15 protein-coding genes and 1 riboswitch are annotated in these 16,718 nt (G+C 38.8%); of the genes, 9 read left to right on the top strand and 6 right to left on the bottom strand.

Annotated elements, in window-relative coordinates; genetic code table 11:
• Nucleotides 1-199: 199 nt before the first annotated feature.
• Nucleotides 200-655 carry an IS200/IS605 family transposase gene (tnpA, locus tag NBX03_RS03720; RefSeq protein WP_250228828.1) on the bottom strand — a complete coding sequence of 152 codons (456 nt, stop codon included), beginning with the start codon at nt 653-655 and terminating at the stop codon, nt 200-202.
• Nucleotides 656-930: 275 nt separating this feature from the next.
• Between tnpA and NBX03_RS03715 the strand changes: the two genes are divergently transcribed.
• The 4 genes from NBX03_RS03715 to trxA all read left to right on the top strand — a co-directional run bounded on the left by NBX03_RS03715 (nt 931) and on the right by trxA (nt 4,833).
• Nucleotides 931-1,671 carry a tRNA 2-thiocytidine biosynthesis TtcA family protein gene (locus NBX03_RS03715; protein ID WP_250229431.1) on the top strand — a complete coding sequence of 247 codons (741 nt, stop codon included), beginning with the start codon at nt 931-933 and terminating at the stop codon, nt 1,669-1,671.
• Entirely contained in the window at nt 1,649-2,710 is a 1,062-nt protein-coding gene (locus NBX03_RS03710; RefSeq protein ID WP_250230217.1) for a tyrosine-type recombinase/integrase, read from the top strand. Before NBX03_RS03715 ends, NBX03_RS03710 begins: the two co-directional genes overlap by 23 nt.
• 352 nt (nt 2,711-3,062) lie before the next feature.
• Nucleotides 3,063-3,914 (top strand): DUF4438 domain-containing protein, encoded by an 852-nt coding sequence (locus tag NBX03_RS03705; RefSeq protein WP_250229430.1) that lies wholly within the window; start codon nt 3,063-3,065, stop codon nt 3,912-3,914.
• A 610-nt stretch (nt 3,915-4,524) separates the two neighbouring features.
• Nucleotides 4,525-4,833: a thioredoxin gene (gene trxA, locus NBX03_RS03700; RefSeq protein WP_250229429.1), complete on the top strand. Its 309-nt coding sequence runs from the start codon at nt 4,525-4,527 to the stop codon at nt 4,831-4,833.
• Between the two features lie 150 nt (nt 4,834-4,983).
• Here trxA and NBX03_RS03695 read toward each other — a convergent pair whose 3' ends face one another.
• Entirely contained in the window at nt 4,984-5,133 is a 150-nt protein-coding gene (locus NBX03_RS03695) for a hypothetical protein (RefSeq protein ID WP_250229428.1), read from the bottom strand.
• 325 nt (nt 5,134-5,458) lie between these two features.
• Here NBX03_RS03695 and NBX03_RS03690 point away from each other — a divergent pair, with 325 nt between their 5' ends.
• The 3 genes from NBX03_RS03690 to NBX03_RS03680 all read left to right on the top strand — a co-directional run bounded on the left by NBX03_RS03690 (nt 5,459) and on the right by NBX03_RS03680 (nt 10,691).
• A complete protein-coding gene (locus tag NBX03_RS03690) occupies nt 5,459-5,626 on the top strand; it encodes a hypothetical protein (protein ID WP_250229427.1) in 168 nt (55 codons plus the stop codon).
• 1,027 nt (nt 5,627-6,653) lie between these two features.
• A complete protein-coding gene (mgtA, locus tag NBX03_RS03685; RefSeq protein WP_250229426.1) occupies nt 6,654-9,299 on the top strand; it encodes a magnesium-translocating P-type ATPase in 2,646 nt (881 codons plus the stop codon).
• 261 nt (nt 9,300-9,560) lie between these two features.
• On the top strand, nt 9,561-10,691 hold the full coding sequence (locus NBX03_RS03680) for a M20 family metallopeptidase (protein WP_250229425.1): 1,131 nt from the start codon (nt 9,561-9,563) through the stop codon (nt 10,689-10,691).
• Nucleotides 10,692-11,162: 471 nt separating this feature from the next.
• Here NBX03_RS03680 and NBX03_RS03675 read toward each other — a convergent pair whose 3' ends face one another.
• From NBX03_RS03675 to mreB, 4 genes are read right to left on the bottom strand one after another with little or no spacing between them, the layout of a single operon-like run.
• The gene (locus NBX03_RS03675; protein WP_250229424.1) at nt 11,163-11,519 is read right to left on the bottom strand and encodes a rod-binding protein; all 357 of its coding nucleotides are present in this window, start codon (nt 11,517-11,519) and stop codon (nt 11,163-11,165) included.
• Nucleotides 11,520-11,536: 17 nt separating this feature from the next.
• Entirely contained in the window at nt 11,537-12,358 is an 822-nt protein-coding gene (flgG, locus tag NBX03_RS03670; protein WP_250229423.1) for a flagellar basal-body rod protein FlgG, read from the bottom strand.
• A gap of 21 nt (nt 12,359-12,379) precedes the next feature.
• Nucleotides 12,380-13,159 (bottom strand): flagellar basal-body rod protein FlgF, encoded by a 780-nt coding sequence (gene flgF, locus NBX03_RS03665; protein ID WP_250229422.1) that lies wholly within the window; start codon nt 13,157-13,159, stop codon nt 12,380-12,382.
• A complete protein-coding gene (gene mreB / locus NBX03_RS03660) occupies nt 13,152-14,189 on the bottom strand; it encodes a rod shape-determining protein MreB (RefSeq protein ID WP_323373254.1) in 1,038 nt (345 codons plus the stop codon). The genes flgF and mreB overlap by 8 nt, the downstream gene beginning before the upstream one ends.
• Before the next feature lie 547 nt (nt 14,190-14,736).
• Nucleotides 14,737-14,897: riboswitch (cobalamin riboswitch) on the top strand.
• A gap of 709 nt (nt 14,898-15,606) precedes the next feature.
• Between mreB and NBX03_RS03655 the strand changes: the two genes are divergently transcribed.
• Both NBX03_RS03655 and NBX03_RS03650 read left to right on the top strand, forming a co-directional pair.
• The gene (locus NBX03_RS03655) at nt 15,607-16,359 is read left to right on the top strand and encodes an energy-coupling factor ABC transporter permease (RefSeq protein WP_250229421.1); all 753 of its coding nucleotides are present in this window, start codon (nt 15,607-15,609) and stop codon (nt 16,357-16,359) included.
• Nucleotides 16,360-16,659 (top strand): energy-coupling factor ABC transporter substrate-binding protein, encoded by a 300-nt coding sequence (locus tag NBX03_RS03650; protein WP_250229420.1) that lies wholly within the window; start codon nt 16,360-16,362, stop codon nt 16,657-16,659.
• Nucleotides 16,660-16,718 lie beyond the last annotated feature (59 nt).

Raw genomic sequence — 16,718 nt, 5'->3', positions numbered from 1 at the left:
AGAGTAAAATTGCCTTCTCTCCTATGGTGAAAAAACAAATAATGAGATATAATCATGACCACCCGTCAAACGGGTGGTTTGCTCGCCCCTATAAGGGGCTGTTACCGGCCAGCGCCTAAAGACGCTGGCTTTCACTTTCGTTCAAGCCTTTATTGCCCTTGACTCGTCGCCACCCCTAAAAGGGTGTCCGTAATACTGGCTACCCCTTGAAGGGGTCCTCATACTCTTTCACACTCAGTTTATCCATCGCTATATCATAGTTTTCTTGTTCCTGAATGTATTTCTTTATGGTTGCCTCATTCAGTCCTACTGTGCTCACGTAATAACCTTCTGCCCAAAAGTGTCTATTCCCGAACTTATACTTTAAGTTTGCGTGCTGGTCAAAAATTATGAGTGCACTTTTCCCTTTTAAATATCCCATAAACTGAGAAACACTCAGCTTCGGTGGTATGCTGACCAGCATGTGTACATGGTCGCGCATGAGATGCCCTTCGATAATCTCTACTCCTTTGTATCTGCAAAGTTGTTTTAAAATATCTCTGACACTTTCTTTGTATTGATTATAAATAATTTTTCTCCTATACTTAGGAGTGAACACTATGTGGTACTTACACATCCACTTGGTGTGGGCTAAACTATTTGCCTTGTTGGCCATGAAAATCACCTTTCCTTTCGTTATAATCTGGCTTGAACAACCTTATTATAACGGAAAGGTGATTTTTTTGTATAACAAACACCGCGCACCCGCATAGCGGGTGGTTATTATTTCGCACGCTTTGCGTGCTCAACTGGGTCACGACCCATAATATGAATCAAACTAAGCAGAGCTTAGTTTGATTCACGAATACATTTTATGAAGGAAAATGTATGAGCAGAAACCATAATTATGATATACTTAATGAAGTAAACTATATAAAAGGTGAGTGTTTAATGAAACTTCAAAGACTTCTCAGTTATGTAAGACGCACTGTAGACGATTATACTATGATAGAAGACGGGGACAGAATCGCCATCGGCGCTTCCGGCGGAAAAGACAGCACAACAATGCTTATGGCCCTCGCTAATTTAAAAAGGTTTTACCCTAAGAAATTTGAGCTTGAGGCAATAACCGTGTCTTTAGGCCTTCCCGGTTCTGACTTTACTCCTCTTACGAAGCTTTGCGAAAGCTTAGGGGTGCGCCATACCGTTATTGAAACAGATATAGGAGAAATCCTTTTTGATATAAGAAAAGAATCAAACCCTTGCTCTCTTTGTGCAAAGCTTAGAAAAGGCGCCTTTAACGCAAAAGTGAAGGAGCTTAACTGCAATAAGCTGGCTTACGGCCATAATAAAAACGATGTTATAGAAACCCTTTTTCTTTCCATGTTTTATGAAGGGCGCATGTACTGCTTTTCTCCTGTTACTTATCTTGACAGGACCGACCTTACATGCATACGCCCTTTGATATATGTTCCCGAGGATGACATTAAGGGATTTATAAAAGCAAATAATCTTCCTATCGTTAAAAATCCCTGCCCGGCCAACGGAAATACCAAACGCCAGCAAATCAAGGAGTTTATATTAGAGAATGCTTTAATATACAATAATCTGGAAGAAAAATTATTCGGCGCCATACAGCGCTCCGAAATCAAAGGTTGGAAAGTTGGTGATCCAATTGGCCGGCTATCATGAGAGCCTCCAAATAAAAAATGCACGGCTGTTGAATGAAAGGCTTAAAACCCTTCCTGTTTTTCTGTCGGAATTTTTCGTCGGCAAGGCTGATACCCTTTCTTCAAACACAAAAAGGGCCTATGCTTATGACTTTTCCGTATTTTTTACTTATCTTACGGAATATGAGGAGGACTTTTCCGGTAAAACCGTAAGAGGCTTTACTTTGGAAGATTTTAAAAAAATAAATATAGACCATATTGAAAGATACATGGGCTATCTAAGCTTTTACGAAAAAGATGAAAAGGATTCCATAACCACTTATCAAAATAAGGAAAAAGGAAAATCAAGAAAGCTTTCTTCCATCAGAACCCTTTTTGTCTATTTTTATAAAAAAGGAAAAATCCCTTCCGACCCTTCTCAGCTGATGGATTTTCCAAAGGCCCATAAGAAAAATATCATCCGCCTTGAGGTAAACGAAGCCGCCAATCTTTTAGACGAAATAGAAAAAGGTGAAAGCCTTACAAAAGGCCAAAAATCATTCCATGAAAAAACCAAGGCAAGAGACCTTGCCATCGTTACTTTGCTTCTTGGCACCGGCCTTCGCGTATCGGAATGTGTAGGAATCAATATAAATGACATTGATTTTGACATAAGCGGCGTAAAAGTAACAAGAAAAGGCGGAAATGAATCCATCGTCTATTTCGGCGACGAGGTTAAGGAAGCCCTTCTTTTGTATTTTGAAGAACGAAAGGAGATTTCTCCCTTGGAAGGCCATGCGGAAGCCTTTTTCCTTTCCATGCAAAACAGACGAATCACAACAAGGGCCGTTCAAAACCTTGTAAAAAAATATGCCAAGCTTGTTACCCCTGTAAAAAATATATCCCCCCATAAGCTTAGAAGCACCTACGGCACAAACCTCTATAACGAAACCGGTGATATTTACCTTGTTGCAGAAGTTTTAGGCCATAGCGACGTAAACACCACAAAAACCCACTATGCCGCCATGGAAGATATGAAAAAACGGCAGGCTGCAAAGGCTGTAAGGCTAAGGAGTGAATAGCGCCTTTATGCCTTCTGTTTTCTCAGGCAGATTTTCTACTGCTTATTTTAAATGTACGCTTTTCTGATAAAAGCGTTCTCCTTCTTTACTGAAGCCTTACGATTTTAAAACCAGCTTTTTATTACTTTAGAACATAAATTTCTAACCATATATAGGAAATCTGAACTTAAGCAGGAACAACACCGTATAAGTAGGAAATGTACGATACCAATAGAGCAAAACAAATAAATGCCGCAAAAAAGATAAATTCGGAATAATTCAAAAATGCACCGTTTTCAGCGCGAATTATAAAGAATCATCTTTGTAGCTGCTTTACTTTGTTTTACTATAGAGCTATGAAAGGAGCCTTATTATGAAAACCAACGAAGAAAAGCTTCCTGTTCTTGTGGTTCAGGGAGAAGTTACCCCGTCTAAGGCAAACAGCAGAGGGAAAATGGATACGGAAGGTTTTACCTTCTATCTGCCTTCTACCGGCGGCATAACCCTTAATGTAAAAATAGGCGATAAGGCCACGGGCTGGCTTTCCGACCATTTGGAGCCTGGGGCAAGCACGAGAAACCCTGTGGGAGAGCTTAACAATGCTTATCTTGCCTATAGCTGCATCGGAAACGACGCTTACGTAGTTTCGGGAGATGCAAAAGGTGCAAAGGGCTTTGTAACAGGAAAACACGGAGGCTGTGACCATGTAATGATCTATTTTGATGACGATACCCTTAGAAATCTTTCTATAGGGGATAAAATTCAGGTTCATTCCAAGGGGCAGGGTCTTTCTTTAATTGAACATAAGGACATTGTTTTAAGAAATTTAAGCCCTGAACTTTTACATAAGATGAATATCAAAGAGCTTTCCGGAAAAATTAAAATTGGGGTTTCCAAAATCGTTCCCGGCGCCCTTATGTCATCAGGCCTCGGCGCAGTACACAGCGTAATGGGCGATTATGACATTTCCCTTCATGATGCCGCTCTTGTTTCAGAATATTCTTTGAAGGACCTTCGTTTCGGCGATATTGTAGCCATTATGGATTCTGACAGCAGGCACGGGCACACTTATGTTTCCGGAGCCGTAACCATAGGCGTAGTTGTTCACGGAGACTGCTATATCCCCGGCCACGGCCCGGGCGTCACATGCCTTATGTCTGCAAAAAACGGCCTGATAGAGCCTTTCATAGACGAAAATGCAAATTTGGCAAAGTATTTTATATAGTTCATAAAAAATCCCCTTCGGGGGATTTTTTATTTTACAGTAAATTTTTCAAAAAGAAGTAACAAAAGCCTATTCATTAAAGAATAATATATAGATTTATTTACATAAATCCTGGCCCGCTGTTCCTAAGCTCACAGGCTATCTTTAAACCACTTACCTGTGCTCTAAGGGTGTGCGTTTTTACGCTACTCGAAAAATGCAGATTTTTACAAGAAACATAATAAAATTTATTATATTTCTTCTAAAGCGTATTTTTAGTTTGTGTGAATATACGGCTTTGTTGCTGTTTCATTTTAAATTTACTATGGTTTGTCACTATTTTACGTGAAAGTCCATAAAATAAAAATAATGCGGATAGTAGAGGCGCTCACTAAAATTTTTCAATTTTAAGCCTTATCCCGCCGCACATTACTGAAAGTGCAAAGTTCAATTTACCCTATGTAAAAAATCATTACTTTTATAATTTTTTTATTTTATAAAAACTTCTCAATATGTGATATGGTTACAGAATAAATATTTTATTTACTGTATAATTCAGCCATAGTCAAAGAAAATACACTCTTTAAAAATTTACCCAGCATAGTAAATATAGATTGAAAGGAAGATTATTATGTCAAACGCTTCAACTGTAAATATAGCAAATTTCCAAACTGAAATTATGAGTTCCGATAAGACGGTTCTGATAGACTTCTGGGCACCTTGGTGCGGCCCATGCAAAGAGTTTGCGCCAACCATAGAAGAAATTGAAAAAGAAAAAACAGACATTAAAGTAGTTAAAATAGATGTATCAGAAAATCCAGAGCTTGCAAAAGCATTTAAGGTTTTCAGCATTCCGACCCTTATGGTAGTTAAAGACGGAAAAATAGCTTCAAGAAGCGTTGGGGTTAAAGATAAAGCCGATGTGCTCAGTATGCTTTAAACATTGAATAAAATTGAATCCTTCCCCTCTAGAAGAGATTAATATTAAGGATAAACAGCGGCATGGTATAAATGCCACGCCGCTCCCTTTGTTCTTACACAAGCAGATAGATAAGATATAATTGAATCTCTTTCGGCATTGTTTCTTTATTCATCTGTTTTTTTTGCTATCGGTTCGCCTAAGGATATAATCTGCGCTTACGTCGCAAGAGTCTCCCAAAACATAAAGAATCCAAGGTGGAACCATTCTCTGGCCGCTTTCGTAATAAGTATAGGTTCTCTGGGGAACACTAAATTCCATTCCCTACCCTTTTTTGAGTTAAATCTGCGTCCTTCCGCAGTTCACGAATGCGTTTATATTTTTGCATTCGCATCACCCTAGTATAAAAGCAATATTGCCTATCTATATTTTTTAGTTAACCATAAGGCTTTTGATTCTCCGTAAGGCCGACTAAATAGTCAATACTGGTTTTATAAAACTTCGCGAGATTAATTATAATACTTAGGGGAATATCCCTTTCTTCTCGCTGATCCCTTATTCTTAAACGCATTTTCATCACCAACCAAAGTATATAATAGGCCCATAAGTCCTATTGACATCTAGGGTCATATGTTAGGTGAAGTCAATGCCGGATTATAAAGAAATGTATTTTAAAATGCTGCCGGCTTGCGAAGAAGCTACAAACATAATAATATCTGCTCAGAAAGAACGTGAAGCGCTTTACATATCGGCTAAACAAGAACAGAAAATGATTTTCGTAACCCCGGAAAATAATGAAGAAAATCAAAATTAATGTCTTTGATTATTTTTATCCGGATATCTTACCTAAAGAGAATACATATAAAAATTTAAAACCATTCCTATATAATTTTGTATCAATCTGTAATAACTATAGCAAAACAATGAATTAGCATAACAAAAACCGTATATTTTGAATGGCTTAAAATAGCGATTCTATATTTTAAGCCGTTTATGAAAAATAGGTTTTTGTGCTTACCCTAATCTTGTTTTACTATAAATTAAAAATTAATTTCTATAGTTTAAAACTCCTTAAACTTCAATCAAATGAATTCAATCACTCCTCCATGTTTTAACCTGAAAGAACTTTAAAACGGATAAATCTGTTTTAAAGTTCTTTTATTTTGTTTAAGCTCTCTCATTGTATTCTTTTTAGAAAAACGCTAATGTAAAAAAATACGCCAAGCTAATAAACAGCCTTTCGTTTTATTAATATTAATTCTTAATAATCAGAAACTTTAAATAAGCATATAAATATACTGAGCTTATAATTTAAAACTTACTGATATTTACGGCAAACCCATGAAAAGACACCTAACAATGTTTTAATTTTAGCAACCCAGGCTTTAATTAATTTAACAGGATTTACTTCCGTCATATGGTAAACAGGACAAGAATTTCAAAGGGATTTTTACTTTGTTCTTACAAAGATTTCCGCAAAAACCCTATTTTCAGTAAAGAGGAACACTTAAAACGTTTCTCCCATACCGATAACCGCTTAGTCTTGACACTATAGCCGGGCCGTGCTATGCTTAAGGTGATGCCGATATATTTCATATTAAGAAGGAGATGAAACCATGGAAGAATACCCTGTCAGTAGTCAGTATACTAGGGCTTATAAGAGCTTCATATTTAAAAATATAACCTATAGGCGGACCGTAGGCTTAAATTCCATGGGCTTTTTATCATAGGATTTAATACCGTGCGCCTTTAGAGGCGTTTTTTTATTGCCCTTTTATATTTTTAATGTTGAAGCTTAAAGAACTTTCAAAACGGCAAAAATAATAGAAAGGGTGATAACAATGAAGTTATTTAAAAACGGAAAGACAGAAAACCTTAAAATTCAAAACAGAAAATTAAGCGAATCTTTACTTAAAGAGTATTCGGGAATGCCCATTGACAGCGTTCTTGAGAAACTTGAGACAGGGCTTCAGGGCATTTCTCAGGAGGAAGCCGAAAAAAGGCAGGAGGAAGACGGGCTTAATATCATTACATCGGGAAAGTCCAACAGCTCTCTCATAAGGCTTAAGGAGGCTATTATAAATCCCTTTAATATTGTTCTGATTATAATCGCCGCCATTACATTTTTTACCGATGTTGTTTTATCCTATCGGCCTGATTATCTTACCATATCCATTATCCTTGCCCTTGTAGTAGTTTCAAGCCTTGTAGCATTTATACAAAGCGAGCGTTCCAATGCAGCCGCAGCAGGGCTTTCCAAAATGATTTCCAATAAGGTGGACGTTATCAGGGACGGAAAATTAATAGAGGTTCTTTTAGAAGAAGTGGTAAAAGGCGATATTGTAAAGCTATCCGCAGGGGATATCATTCCTGCTGATATCCGTTTTATATCAGCAAAAGACGCTTTTGTCGCCCAATCCGCTCTTACGGGAGAATCAAATCCCGTGGAAAAATTCAAGGATTTAAAATCTGCTGCCGAAGCTTCCCTTACGGATTTATCAAATATCGGCTTCATGGGCTCCAATATGGTAAGCGGAAGCGCAACGGCTGTTGTACTATCCATCGGAAACGAAACCTACTTTGGCTCCATGGCGGAAAGCCTTTCAGGAAACAGAGCAAAAAACAGCTTCGAGCGGGGAGTGGATTCGGTAAGCTCTTTGCTGATAAAGTTTATGCTGATTATGATCCCTGCAATATTTATAATAAACGGCATTACAAAAGGCGATTGGATTAGCTCTCTGCTTTTTGCCATCAGTATCGCCGTAGGCCTTACCCCTGAAATGCTTCCGGTGATTATGACTTCTACCTTGGCAAAAGGCGCAATCAATATGTCTAAACATGAAGTTATCGTCAAATCCTTAGGCTCTATCCAATCCTTCGGGGAAATGGATATTCTCTGCACAGATAAAACGGGCACATTGACAGAAGACAAGATTATCCTTGAAAAATATATGAATTCTCATGGAGAAGATGATTTAAGGGTGCTTCGCCATGGTTTTTTAAACAGTTATTTTCAGACGGGCCTTAAAAACCTTATCGACCTTGCCATCATCAACAGAGCTCATGAAAATGAACTGGATTCGCTGAAAGAAAGCTATAAAATCATAGACGAAATCCCCTTTGATTTTTCCAGAAGGAGAATGAGTGTTGTTCTTGAAGATAAAAACGGTAAGCGCCAGCTTATCACAAAAGGTGCCGTGGAAGAAATTATCGCCATATGCTCCTACGCGGAATATAACGGCGAGGTTTCGCCTTTAAGCGAAGAAATTAAAAACGATGCCTTGAGAACCTACGAAAAGCATAATGCCGAAGGCTTAAGAATGATTGCCGTAGCGCAGAAAAACCATGTTCCGGATACCAATGCCTTTAGCGTAGCGCATGAAAGTGATATGGTCCTTCTGGGATTTATCGGTTTTCTTGATCCCCCGAAAGAAAGCGCCAAAAGCGCAGTCACAGCATTAAAACAGCACGGCGTAAGAACCGTAGTTTTAACGGGAGACAGCGAAGGCGTTGCCGTAAAGGTATGCAATAAGGTAGGAATAAACGTATCTAACCGCCTTTCGGGAAAAGATGTTTCTGAAATGACCGATACGGCGCTTTTAAATGCCGTAAAGATCTGCAATCTCTTTTCAAAGCTTTCTCCCATCGAAAAACAGCGGGTAGTAAAAGCCTTTCAGGAAAACGGCCATACCGTAGGCTACATGGGCGACGGAATAAACGATGCGCCTGCCCTTCATCAGGCAGACGTAGGAATTTCTGTAGATTCCGCCGTTGATATAGCCAAGGAAACCGCCGATATTATCCTTTTGAAAAAAGACCTTATGGTTCTTGAAGAAGGAGTTATCGAAGGCCGTAAAACCTTCGGTAATATTACAAAATACATTAAAATGGCTGTAAGCGGAAATTTCAGCAATATGCTTTCGGTGGTAGCCGCAAGTATATTCCTGCCCTTTCTGCCTATGCTTCCGGTTCAGATATTGGTTCAAAACCTTCTCTGCGATTTTTCCCAATTGGGAATGCCTTTTGATTCCGTAGATGAAGAATATATTGAAATGCCAAGAAAATGGGAAACTTCCTCTATATTAAGCTTTATGATGACCATGGGGCCCCTTGGCTCACTCTTTGATATACTTTGTTTTGGCATCATGTGGTATGTTATAGGAGCAAATACAAAAGAGCTTTCTCCCCTTTTCCAATGCGGCTGGTTTGTTTTCGGAACAACCTCTCAGATTATCATAATCCATATGATCCGTACCGCTAAAATACCTTTTATTCAAAGCAGAGCCTCTATGCCCCTTGTTGTTTCAACTGCTCTGGTAACTATTGCAGCGATTTTTATCGGTTTTACAAACATTGCCGTAGGAATCGACATGATGAGGCTACCCCTTACCTTTGCCCCATGGCTCATATTGATACTTTTATCTTACTGTGTAGCCGTTCAGTTAATTAAAAAAGCCTATATCCGCCGTTTCGGACAATGGTTTTAAAAAGCCCTCAGGGGCTTTTTTATATCCTATTTATAGTTTTTCCTCATAGATTGTACAGCAAATTTCTTATAAAGAAGTAAACCTGTTTACTATAGTAAATTTACTATATCATCTAATATTAAGATAATTTATGATATATTGAGGGTAAAGTCAATCAAAAACAAACTTTGTTCATAAATATATTTCTCCAAGACAACTGTATGAGTAAGGCTATGCTTATGATATACTGTAGATATACTTATTTTTGTAAAGGAGGCTATTATGCAAAACTTTTCAATTGACGGATTTTTAAAAGAACTTGAGGAAATCGTAAATATTGACAGCGGAAGCTACATCTCCGGCGGAGTCGCAAAGGTTGCCCATGTCATGGAAGAAAAATACAAAAGCCTTGGTTTAAATGTTATAAGGCATGATTTTTCTTCTGAAGCCGGGCCCTGCCTCGAAGTACGCACGCATCCGGGAGAAGATATCGACGTTCTTCTCGTAGGCCATATGGATACGGTTTTTCCCGAAGGAACCGTAAAAGACCGCCCATTTTCCATAAAAGGCGATTCCGCTTACGGCCCGGGGGTAATGGATATGAAATCAGGGCTTCTTTCCATATTTTATATTGTAAAAAGCTTATTGGAAAAAAACAGCAAGCTTAAAATATGCGTAGCCATGAATAACGATGAGGAAATCCATTCCCTTTCCTCGAAGGACTGGCTTACGGAGCTTGCTAAAATAAGCAAATATGCCTTCGTAATGGAGCCCGGCAGAAAAGGCGGAGAACTTGTAAACAGCAGAAAAGGCGTCGCAAGCTACATAGTAAAAATAAAGGGAAGAGCCGCCCATGCAGGGGTTGCTCCTCAAGACGGCATAAACGCTGTTCATGAAATAAGCCTATGGATAAGTGAGCTTATGAAGCTTAATAATTATGACATCGGAACCTCTTTAAGCGTCGGCATCGTGAAAGGCGGCACGGCAACAAACGTTGTTCCCGATTATGCCGAATGCCATATAGACACAAGATTTGTTCATATGAGCGAAAATAAGAAAATCGAGGATACCCTTGAAAGGCTTAAGAATACTCCATTTCTTGAAGGGATTCAGGCAGAAATCATATACGACGGAAAAAGGCCTCCTATGGCATTGGATGAAAAGGCTAAAAACCTTATGAAAATAGTAGAAAAGGCAGGAGAAGAAACGGGCTTTCAGGTAAAATGGGTAAGTACCGGCGGCGGCTCCGACGCAAACTTTATTTCCTATATGGGCTGCCCCGTTCTTGACGGCATAGGCCCCACAGGAGACAGAGCCCACAGCAGCGACGAAGTCATGGTCATCTCCTCTGTTGAGCCTAAAATTAAGCTTTCCATCAGGACATTAGAAATTTTAGAAGAAATGCTATATTAACATATGATTTTATCCAAAGTAGATTTTATTCAAAGTAAGTTTTTAAATTTATTTCATTTTTATCTGAATCAGTGTCGCCTTCATAGAAGGCGGTTTAAAGACAATTTGCTTTTGTCTTTTTATGTCTGCTATATTCAAATATTTATAGCGGTTTTAAACTGAATTGGCCTTGGCGGAACTATTTCACTCTAAAGAGGCCGGGGCTAAAACCCAAAATATGCCTGGGCACTTCCCGGCAGACTTCAGCTTCAGGTTAATCCTATTATAGTTCCGATTCAATCAATGCCTCCTGCATAGAGAGTGGTTTGAAGAATCCGCCCTATAACGGCAATCCCTGCCTTCACTGCCGTCAGGCAGAAGCAGAACCTCCCCATTAAGATTTACTCGCCGTGTTTTAGTAAAAGCAAATTCTATAAGTTTTTATATCCTAAAGCTATATAAATAAAAAACAGCCCTTAAAGGGCTGTTTTTTTAATTCCCGTTTTTCATCTGTTCATAAATGGCATCCGCAAGGCCGATACCGCCGCTTTCGGTGGCAAGATTTGCATATTGCTCATCAAGCATTTCCTCGAAGGTTTCTTGGGCAAAGCTTTTTTCAAAAAGCCCGCCGGTACTTTTAACGGATTTTCTCATCTGTTTAAAAAGCATATTGATGAAATAACTTTCCATTTCCTTTGCGGCGGTTCTGATTTCCTTATCGCTTTGGTCCTTTGAGGCTTCTTCTAAAATATCTTTAAAAGAGTTTATCTTTGCGTCCTCTTTATAAATCTCGCCGTAGCTTGAACCGATATTGGCATTGGTAAGGCTGTTTATCGAATTAATATCCATATGAAAGGCTCCTTACACTATCTTTTAAGGTTATTGGCATTTTGAAGCATATCGTCGGCTGTTTGAATGGCCTTTGAATTAAGCTCATATGCTCTCTGGGCAACAATCAGGTCAACCATTTCATCGGCTACGGATACGTTGGAGCGTTCCAGATAGCCCTGGACAATTTTACTTAAAGAATTTACTTCGCCGTCGGATTCTTTCATGGCAACGCCTGAAGCAGGAGTCGCTCCGTAGAAGTTGCCGCCTAAAGCCTCAAGGCCCTGAACATTTGAAAACTGAACCATATCAAGCCTTAAATCCAAATCCTCTGTTTCACCGTCAGCGTTTGTATAAGTAAGGTTCCCGTCCTGATCCACGTTTAATCCTGAAATTTTAACTTCTTCCGGTATGTAAATAGGCTCATCATCTATGCCGAGAACAGGATAGCCTTCTCCTGTAACAATCATTTGATCTCCGTTTTCCTGAATGCTTAATTTAAAGGAGCCGTCTTTTGTGTATACGATATCGTCTTCTCCTCTTTGAACAGCGAAAAAGCCCTGGCCTTCAACGGCAAAGTCCAAATTGCTGCTGGTTGCGGTTATATTTCCCTGGTCAAAAATTCTTGCTGTGGCTATCGGCCTTACACCGTGGCCTACCTGTAAATTAACAGGTCTTGCAGGAGCATTGGCAGGGTCTTCATCTGCCCTTTTCATTGTTTCGTAAAGAAGAGATTTAAACTCCATTCTTTCCTTTTTATATCCCGTGGTGTTTACGTTTGAAAGATTGTTTGAAATCGTATCAACGTTAAGCTGCTGGCTTGTCATACCGCTTGCAGCCGTCCAAAGAGCTCGCATCATAAGCTTAACCTCCTATTTGCCTTATCTCGAACCAATCTCATTCACTGCTTTTGAAAGAGTCGAATCATGGGACTGAATCATTTTCTGATTTGCCTCATAGGTTCTTGATATATTTATAAGTTCTATCATTTCATTTACGCTGTTTACATTGGAAGCTTCAAGAAAGCCCTGCTCAATTTTACCTTTAAAGGCGGAAGCTTCCGTTCCTTCTAAAGTAGAGTAAAGATTGCTTCCTTCTTTTCTTAAAGCCGTTTTATCTTCAAAATCCACAAGCTTAAGTCTGTCTATCAGCTCGGAATTAACATAAACATCGCCATTATCCGTTATACTGATGTTTCCGTTTGGAATGGCTATTTTTCCATTCATGCCCATTACGGCGTCACCGTCTTTGGTGGATAAATAGCCCTCTGCGCCTATGGTAAAGGCGCCGTCTCTTGTATATTTTTCCGTAGCTTCGCCGTTATCGTTTAATTTTTCTATAACGAAGAAGCCGCTTCCCGAAACCGCACAGTCGAGAGGACCGCTGGTTCCCTTCAAAGAGCCGTTACTGAAATTCGTATATATATTATCCACAAAAAGCCCGTGAGAAAATTTACCTACAGACTGTACGCCGCTCAGCATACTTTTTTTGCCTTCGGCGCTGTCCATAAACTTCATAAGCTCTTCTGAAAAGGACTGGGTGATTACGCCGTCCTTTTTATAGCCTGTAGTGTTTACGTTGGCAATATTATTGGATATAATGTCCATTTTATTCATCTGGGTAGTCATACCCAAAGCAGATGTATAAAGACCTCTAATCATCGCTTCTCCTCCGTTTTTGGCGGCTTTTGCCACTGTTTTGAGAGCTGCTTGAGCCGGTGGCATATTCGATATATTTTCCTGTGCCTATCGCAACGCAGGAAATTGCTTCCTCTGCTATGATGGCATTGATTCCCGTTCTTTGTTTAATTAATTTATCAAGGCCGTAAAGAAGGCTTCCGCCGCCTGTCATTACGATTCCCCTGTCTGCAATGTCTGCCGCAAGCTCCGGCGGCGTCTTTTCCAAAACGGAATGAACGGTTTCAATGATTGCGTCAACAGACTCGCTTAAAGCTTCCTGCATTTCATCTGATGTTACAGTTATAGTCTTTGGAAGGCCGCTTATGAGGTTTCTTCCTCTAACATCCATAGATACGGGAACGGTTCTTTCAAAAGCTGTACCGATATTTATTTTTAAATCCTCGGCAGATCTTTCACCTATAAGAACATTATGTTTTTTGCGCATATAACGTACAATTGCTTCGTCAAAATTATCTCCGGCAACCTTTAAAGAAGTGCTTACTACAGTACCGCCAAGAGAGATTACGGCAACGTCTGTAGTTCCGCCGCCGATATCTACTACCATGCTTCCTTTGGCTCTGGCGATGTCTATTCCTGCACCGATGGCGGCGGCAATAGGTTCTTCTATAATAAGAACTTTCCTTGCTCCGGCCTGCCTTGTAGCATCTTCAACGGCTCTTCTCTCAACTTCCGTAACACCGGAAGGAACACATACGGCAATCCTCGGTTTTAAAAGAAGAGGCTTTCCTACAGCCTTTTGTATAAAGGCTTTAAGCATTTTCTCCGTAACCTCATAATCTGAAATTACGCCTTCTTTCAGAGGCCTTATGGCCACAATATAGCCGGGGGTTCTTCCCAGCATACGCCTTGCATCTTCTCCTACAGCTAAAATCGTACTGTTATTTTTGTCTATTGCAACAACAGACGGCTCCTGAAGCACAATCCCCTGCCCTTTAATGTAAACTACAATTGAGGCAGTGCCTAAATCAATACCCATATCCGCACCAAACATAATATATCTCCTTCTAATTATCGTCAATTAATCCGAATTTGTTTAGCTATTTGCGCTAAACATCTATGTAAACATATAATTTTTCAAAATAAGCATATTTATTCTTACTATATTATACATAAAAAGACATATGAATAAAAGTGCTATTTTCTTAAAATTCCCTTGTTTTTTGTCCAGTTTTTTCCATAGAAATAAATGCAGGAAAACTAGTCTTTTCCTTCTTATGGATAGGAATTCATATTTTAGAATAAAGATTTAACTTTTTAACATTTTTGTACATTTGATTATGTTTACTAAGGCTTACATTGTATAAAAAAACGGTATCTATAGACATATAAATGATTTCCATTGTAAGTGTTGACATAATAATCTTTGTAATATATTATTTACTTGTATAGGGAATTTTCTTTATTCTGCTTAGGGCGTGTCTAAAGGGTCCGAACCTTAGACGATAGTAAAACAAATAAATGCTGCAAAAACACAGATTCATAATAATCTTTTGTAGCGGTTTAGTTTTTTACTATGTTGTCAGATACTGCCTGATTTAATTAAATACACTCTTATATGCAAAGGGAAGCCAAGTGAAATTCTTGCACGGTGCCGCCGCTGTAAACATGGAATCATATCAAAATGCCACTGGATATACTGGGAAGGCTGATATGGTTAGGATATGTGAGTCAGAAGACCTGCTTATAAGATTGCATTCTTTTCTGCGGAACACAGACGAAGATTGGAGGGGAGATATATTTAAAATCGACTGTGGCCTTGTGTTGCAGTTTTTTATTTGCTCAAATTTATACTAAGCGTGCTTGGAAATGTTTTTTTAGTAAAATAGCTTTAAGGCAGCAAAAAATTATTTACTATAAAATAAGCATCTTCTTAATATAAATTTGCCATAGCAAAGCCGAAAGCGGAATAAAAATTAAAATTCAATATGCATCATAGTAAATTTCTTATAAAGAAGTAGCAAAACCTGTTTCCTATGGGCTCAAAAATACGGTCTTCCTTCGAAAACAGTATATCTTTGAGAGAGCGTCCATATATGGTTTTGTTGCTCTTGCGCTTTAAATTTACTATACGTAGCGGCATTATTTATTTGGCAATGGAGCAAAAGCTTCAAAATAGAGAGGGGAGAATATGTTTATACCTAAAATTAGGATACTGTCATATTCTTCAATAATATTTTGTATGTTAGGCAGTGTCTGAAAACAGTCAAACTGAACATATTAAATAAGCTTAGAAAGTTTATTTAGTAATCATTGAAAATATATTTTACACTTTAAAATAAAGCTTAAAGTGTATTGTTTACATAAAAATATGAATTCATTATATTTTCAATGAGGAGCCATATTTCTACGGCAAAATAGGCTAGGTTTTGAACTTTTCAAACACGCCCTAATTAAACAGGAGGTAAGAAATGTCTAAAAATAAGCAAATTTTATGGATTTTATTAATTTCCTTCTCATTTATTATGGGAATACCCAATGATGTATTCGCCATGCACATAATGGAAGGTTATTTACAGCTGGGCCATTGTATCGCTTGGTTTGCCTTATGCATACCTTTTCTTGTATTCGGCTTTAAATCCCTTAACACAATCGTTCGGGACCACAAAAAAACAATTATTCTCTTAGCTATGATAGGCGCATATACCTTTGTTTTAAGCGCTTTAAAAATACCAAGCGTTACAGGCTCTTCCTCCCACCCTACGGGAACAGGCTTAGGCGCAATCCTTTTCGGGCCTTCAGTAATGTCCGTGGTAGGCGTTATCGTTCTTCTTTTCCAGGCAATTTTACTTGCTCACGGAGGACTAACCACCTTAGGCGCCAATACCTTTTCAATGGCTATCGCAGGGCCTTTCCTCTCTTTCGGAATTTACAAGCTCTGCAATAAATTAAAGGTTAACCGCAAATTAGGCATATTCCTTGCCGCAAGCCTTGGAAATTTATTTACATATTGCGTTACAAGCTTTCAGCTTGCCTTGGCCCACCCTGCGGAAGCCGGGGGCTTTATGGAATCATTCTATAAATTCCTCAGCATCTTTGCCGTAACTCAAGTGCCCCTTGCCATAATAGAAGGTATATTGACAGTTATCATCATCATCGGCTTTGAAACCTATGCAAAGCCGGAATTAAAAGAATTAAAGTATTTCCAGAAGGAGGCGGTTTAATTGAGTAAGAATGTTAAACTCATATGGCTGCTTTTAGCATTAGTCGTAATAATTACAATTATTCCTTTGCTTTTCATTAAAGACAGTGAATTCGGCGGAGCCGACGGTATGGCAGAAGAAGTTATAACTGAAATCAACCCTTCCTACGAACCATGGTTTGAAAGCATTTTAGAGCCTCCAGGGGGAGAAACGGAAAGCCTTCTTTTCTGTATTCAGGCAGGAATAGGCGCGGCTGTTTTAGGCTTTGGCTTCGGCTTTCTTATCGCAAGGAATAAATACAAGCCCTCGGAAAATGTTTAAGAAAACGGCATATAGTAAATTTAGCGTTAAACAGTAACGAAACCGTATATTCATGGAGA

This window comes from Anaeropeptidivorans aminofermentans (assembly GCF_940670685.1).
Taxonomy (GTDB): Bacteria; Bacillota; Clostridia; order Lachnospirales; family UBA5962; genus Anaeropeptidivorans; species Anaeropeptidivorans aminofermentans.
This window is presented reverse-complemented; position numbering and strand designations above follow the sequence as displayed.

Coding starts and splice junctions, on each gene's coding strand:
- tnpA (WP_250228828.1), bottom strand. CDS start 655: ATGGCCAACAAGGCAAATAGTTTAGCCCACACCAAGTGGATGTGTAAG.
- flgG (WP_250229423.1), bottom strand. CDS start 12,358: ATGATGCGAGCTCTTTGGACGGCTGCAAGCGGTATGACAAGCCAGCAG.
- trxA (WP_250229429.1), top strand. CDS start 4,525: ATGTCAAACGCTTCAACTGTAAATATAGCAAATTTCCAAACTGAAATT.
- flgF (WP_250229422.1), bottom strand. CDS start 13,159: ATGATTAGAGGTCTTTATACATCTGCTTTGGGTATGACTACCCAGATG.
- NBX03_RS03715 (WP_250229431.1), top strand. CDS start 931: ATGAAACTTCAAAGACTTCTCAGTTATGTAAGACGCACTGTAGACGAT.
- NBX03_RS03690 (WP_250229427.1), top strand. CDS start 5,459: ATGCCGGATTATAAAGAAATGTATTTTAAAATGCTGCCGGCTTGCGAA.
- NBX03_RS03705 (WP_250229430.1), top strand. CDS start 3,063: ATGAAAACCAACGAAGAAAAGCTTCCTGTTCTTGTGGTTCAGGGAGAA.
- NBX03_RS03695 (WP_250229428.1), bottom strand. CDS start 5,133: ATGGAATTTAGTGTTCCCCAGAGAACCTATACTTATTACGAAAGCGGC.
- mgtA (WP_250229426.1), top strand. CDS start 6,654: ATGAAGTTATTTAAAAACGGAAAGACAGAAAACCTTAAAATTCAAAAC.
- NBX03_RS03675 (WP_250229424.1), bottom strand. CDS start 11,519: ATGGATATTAATTCGATAAACAGCCTTACCAATGCCAATATCGGTTCA.
- NBX03_RS03655 (WP_250229421.1), top strand. CDS start 15,607: ATGTCTAAAAATAAGCAAATTTTATGGATTTTATTAATTTCCTTCTCA.
- NBX03_RS03680 (WP_250229425.1), top strand. CDS start 9,561: ATGCAAAACTTTTCAATTGACGGATTTTTAAAAGAACTTGAGGAAATC.
- mreB (WP_323373254.1), bottom strand. CDS start 14,189: ATGTTTGGTGCGGATATGGGTATTGATTTAGGCACTGCCTCAATTGTA.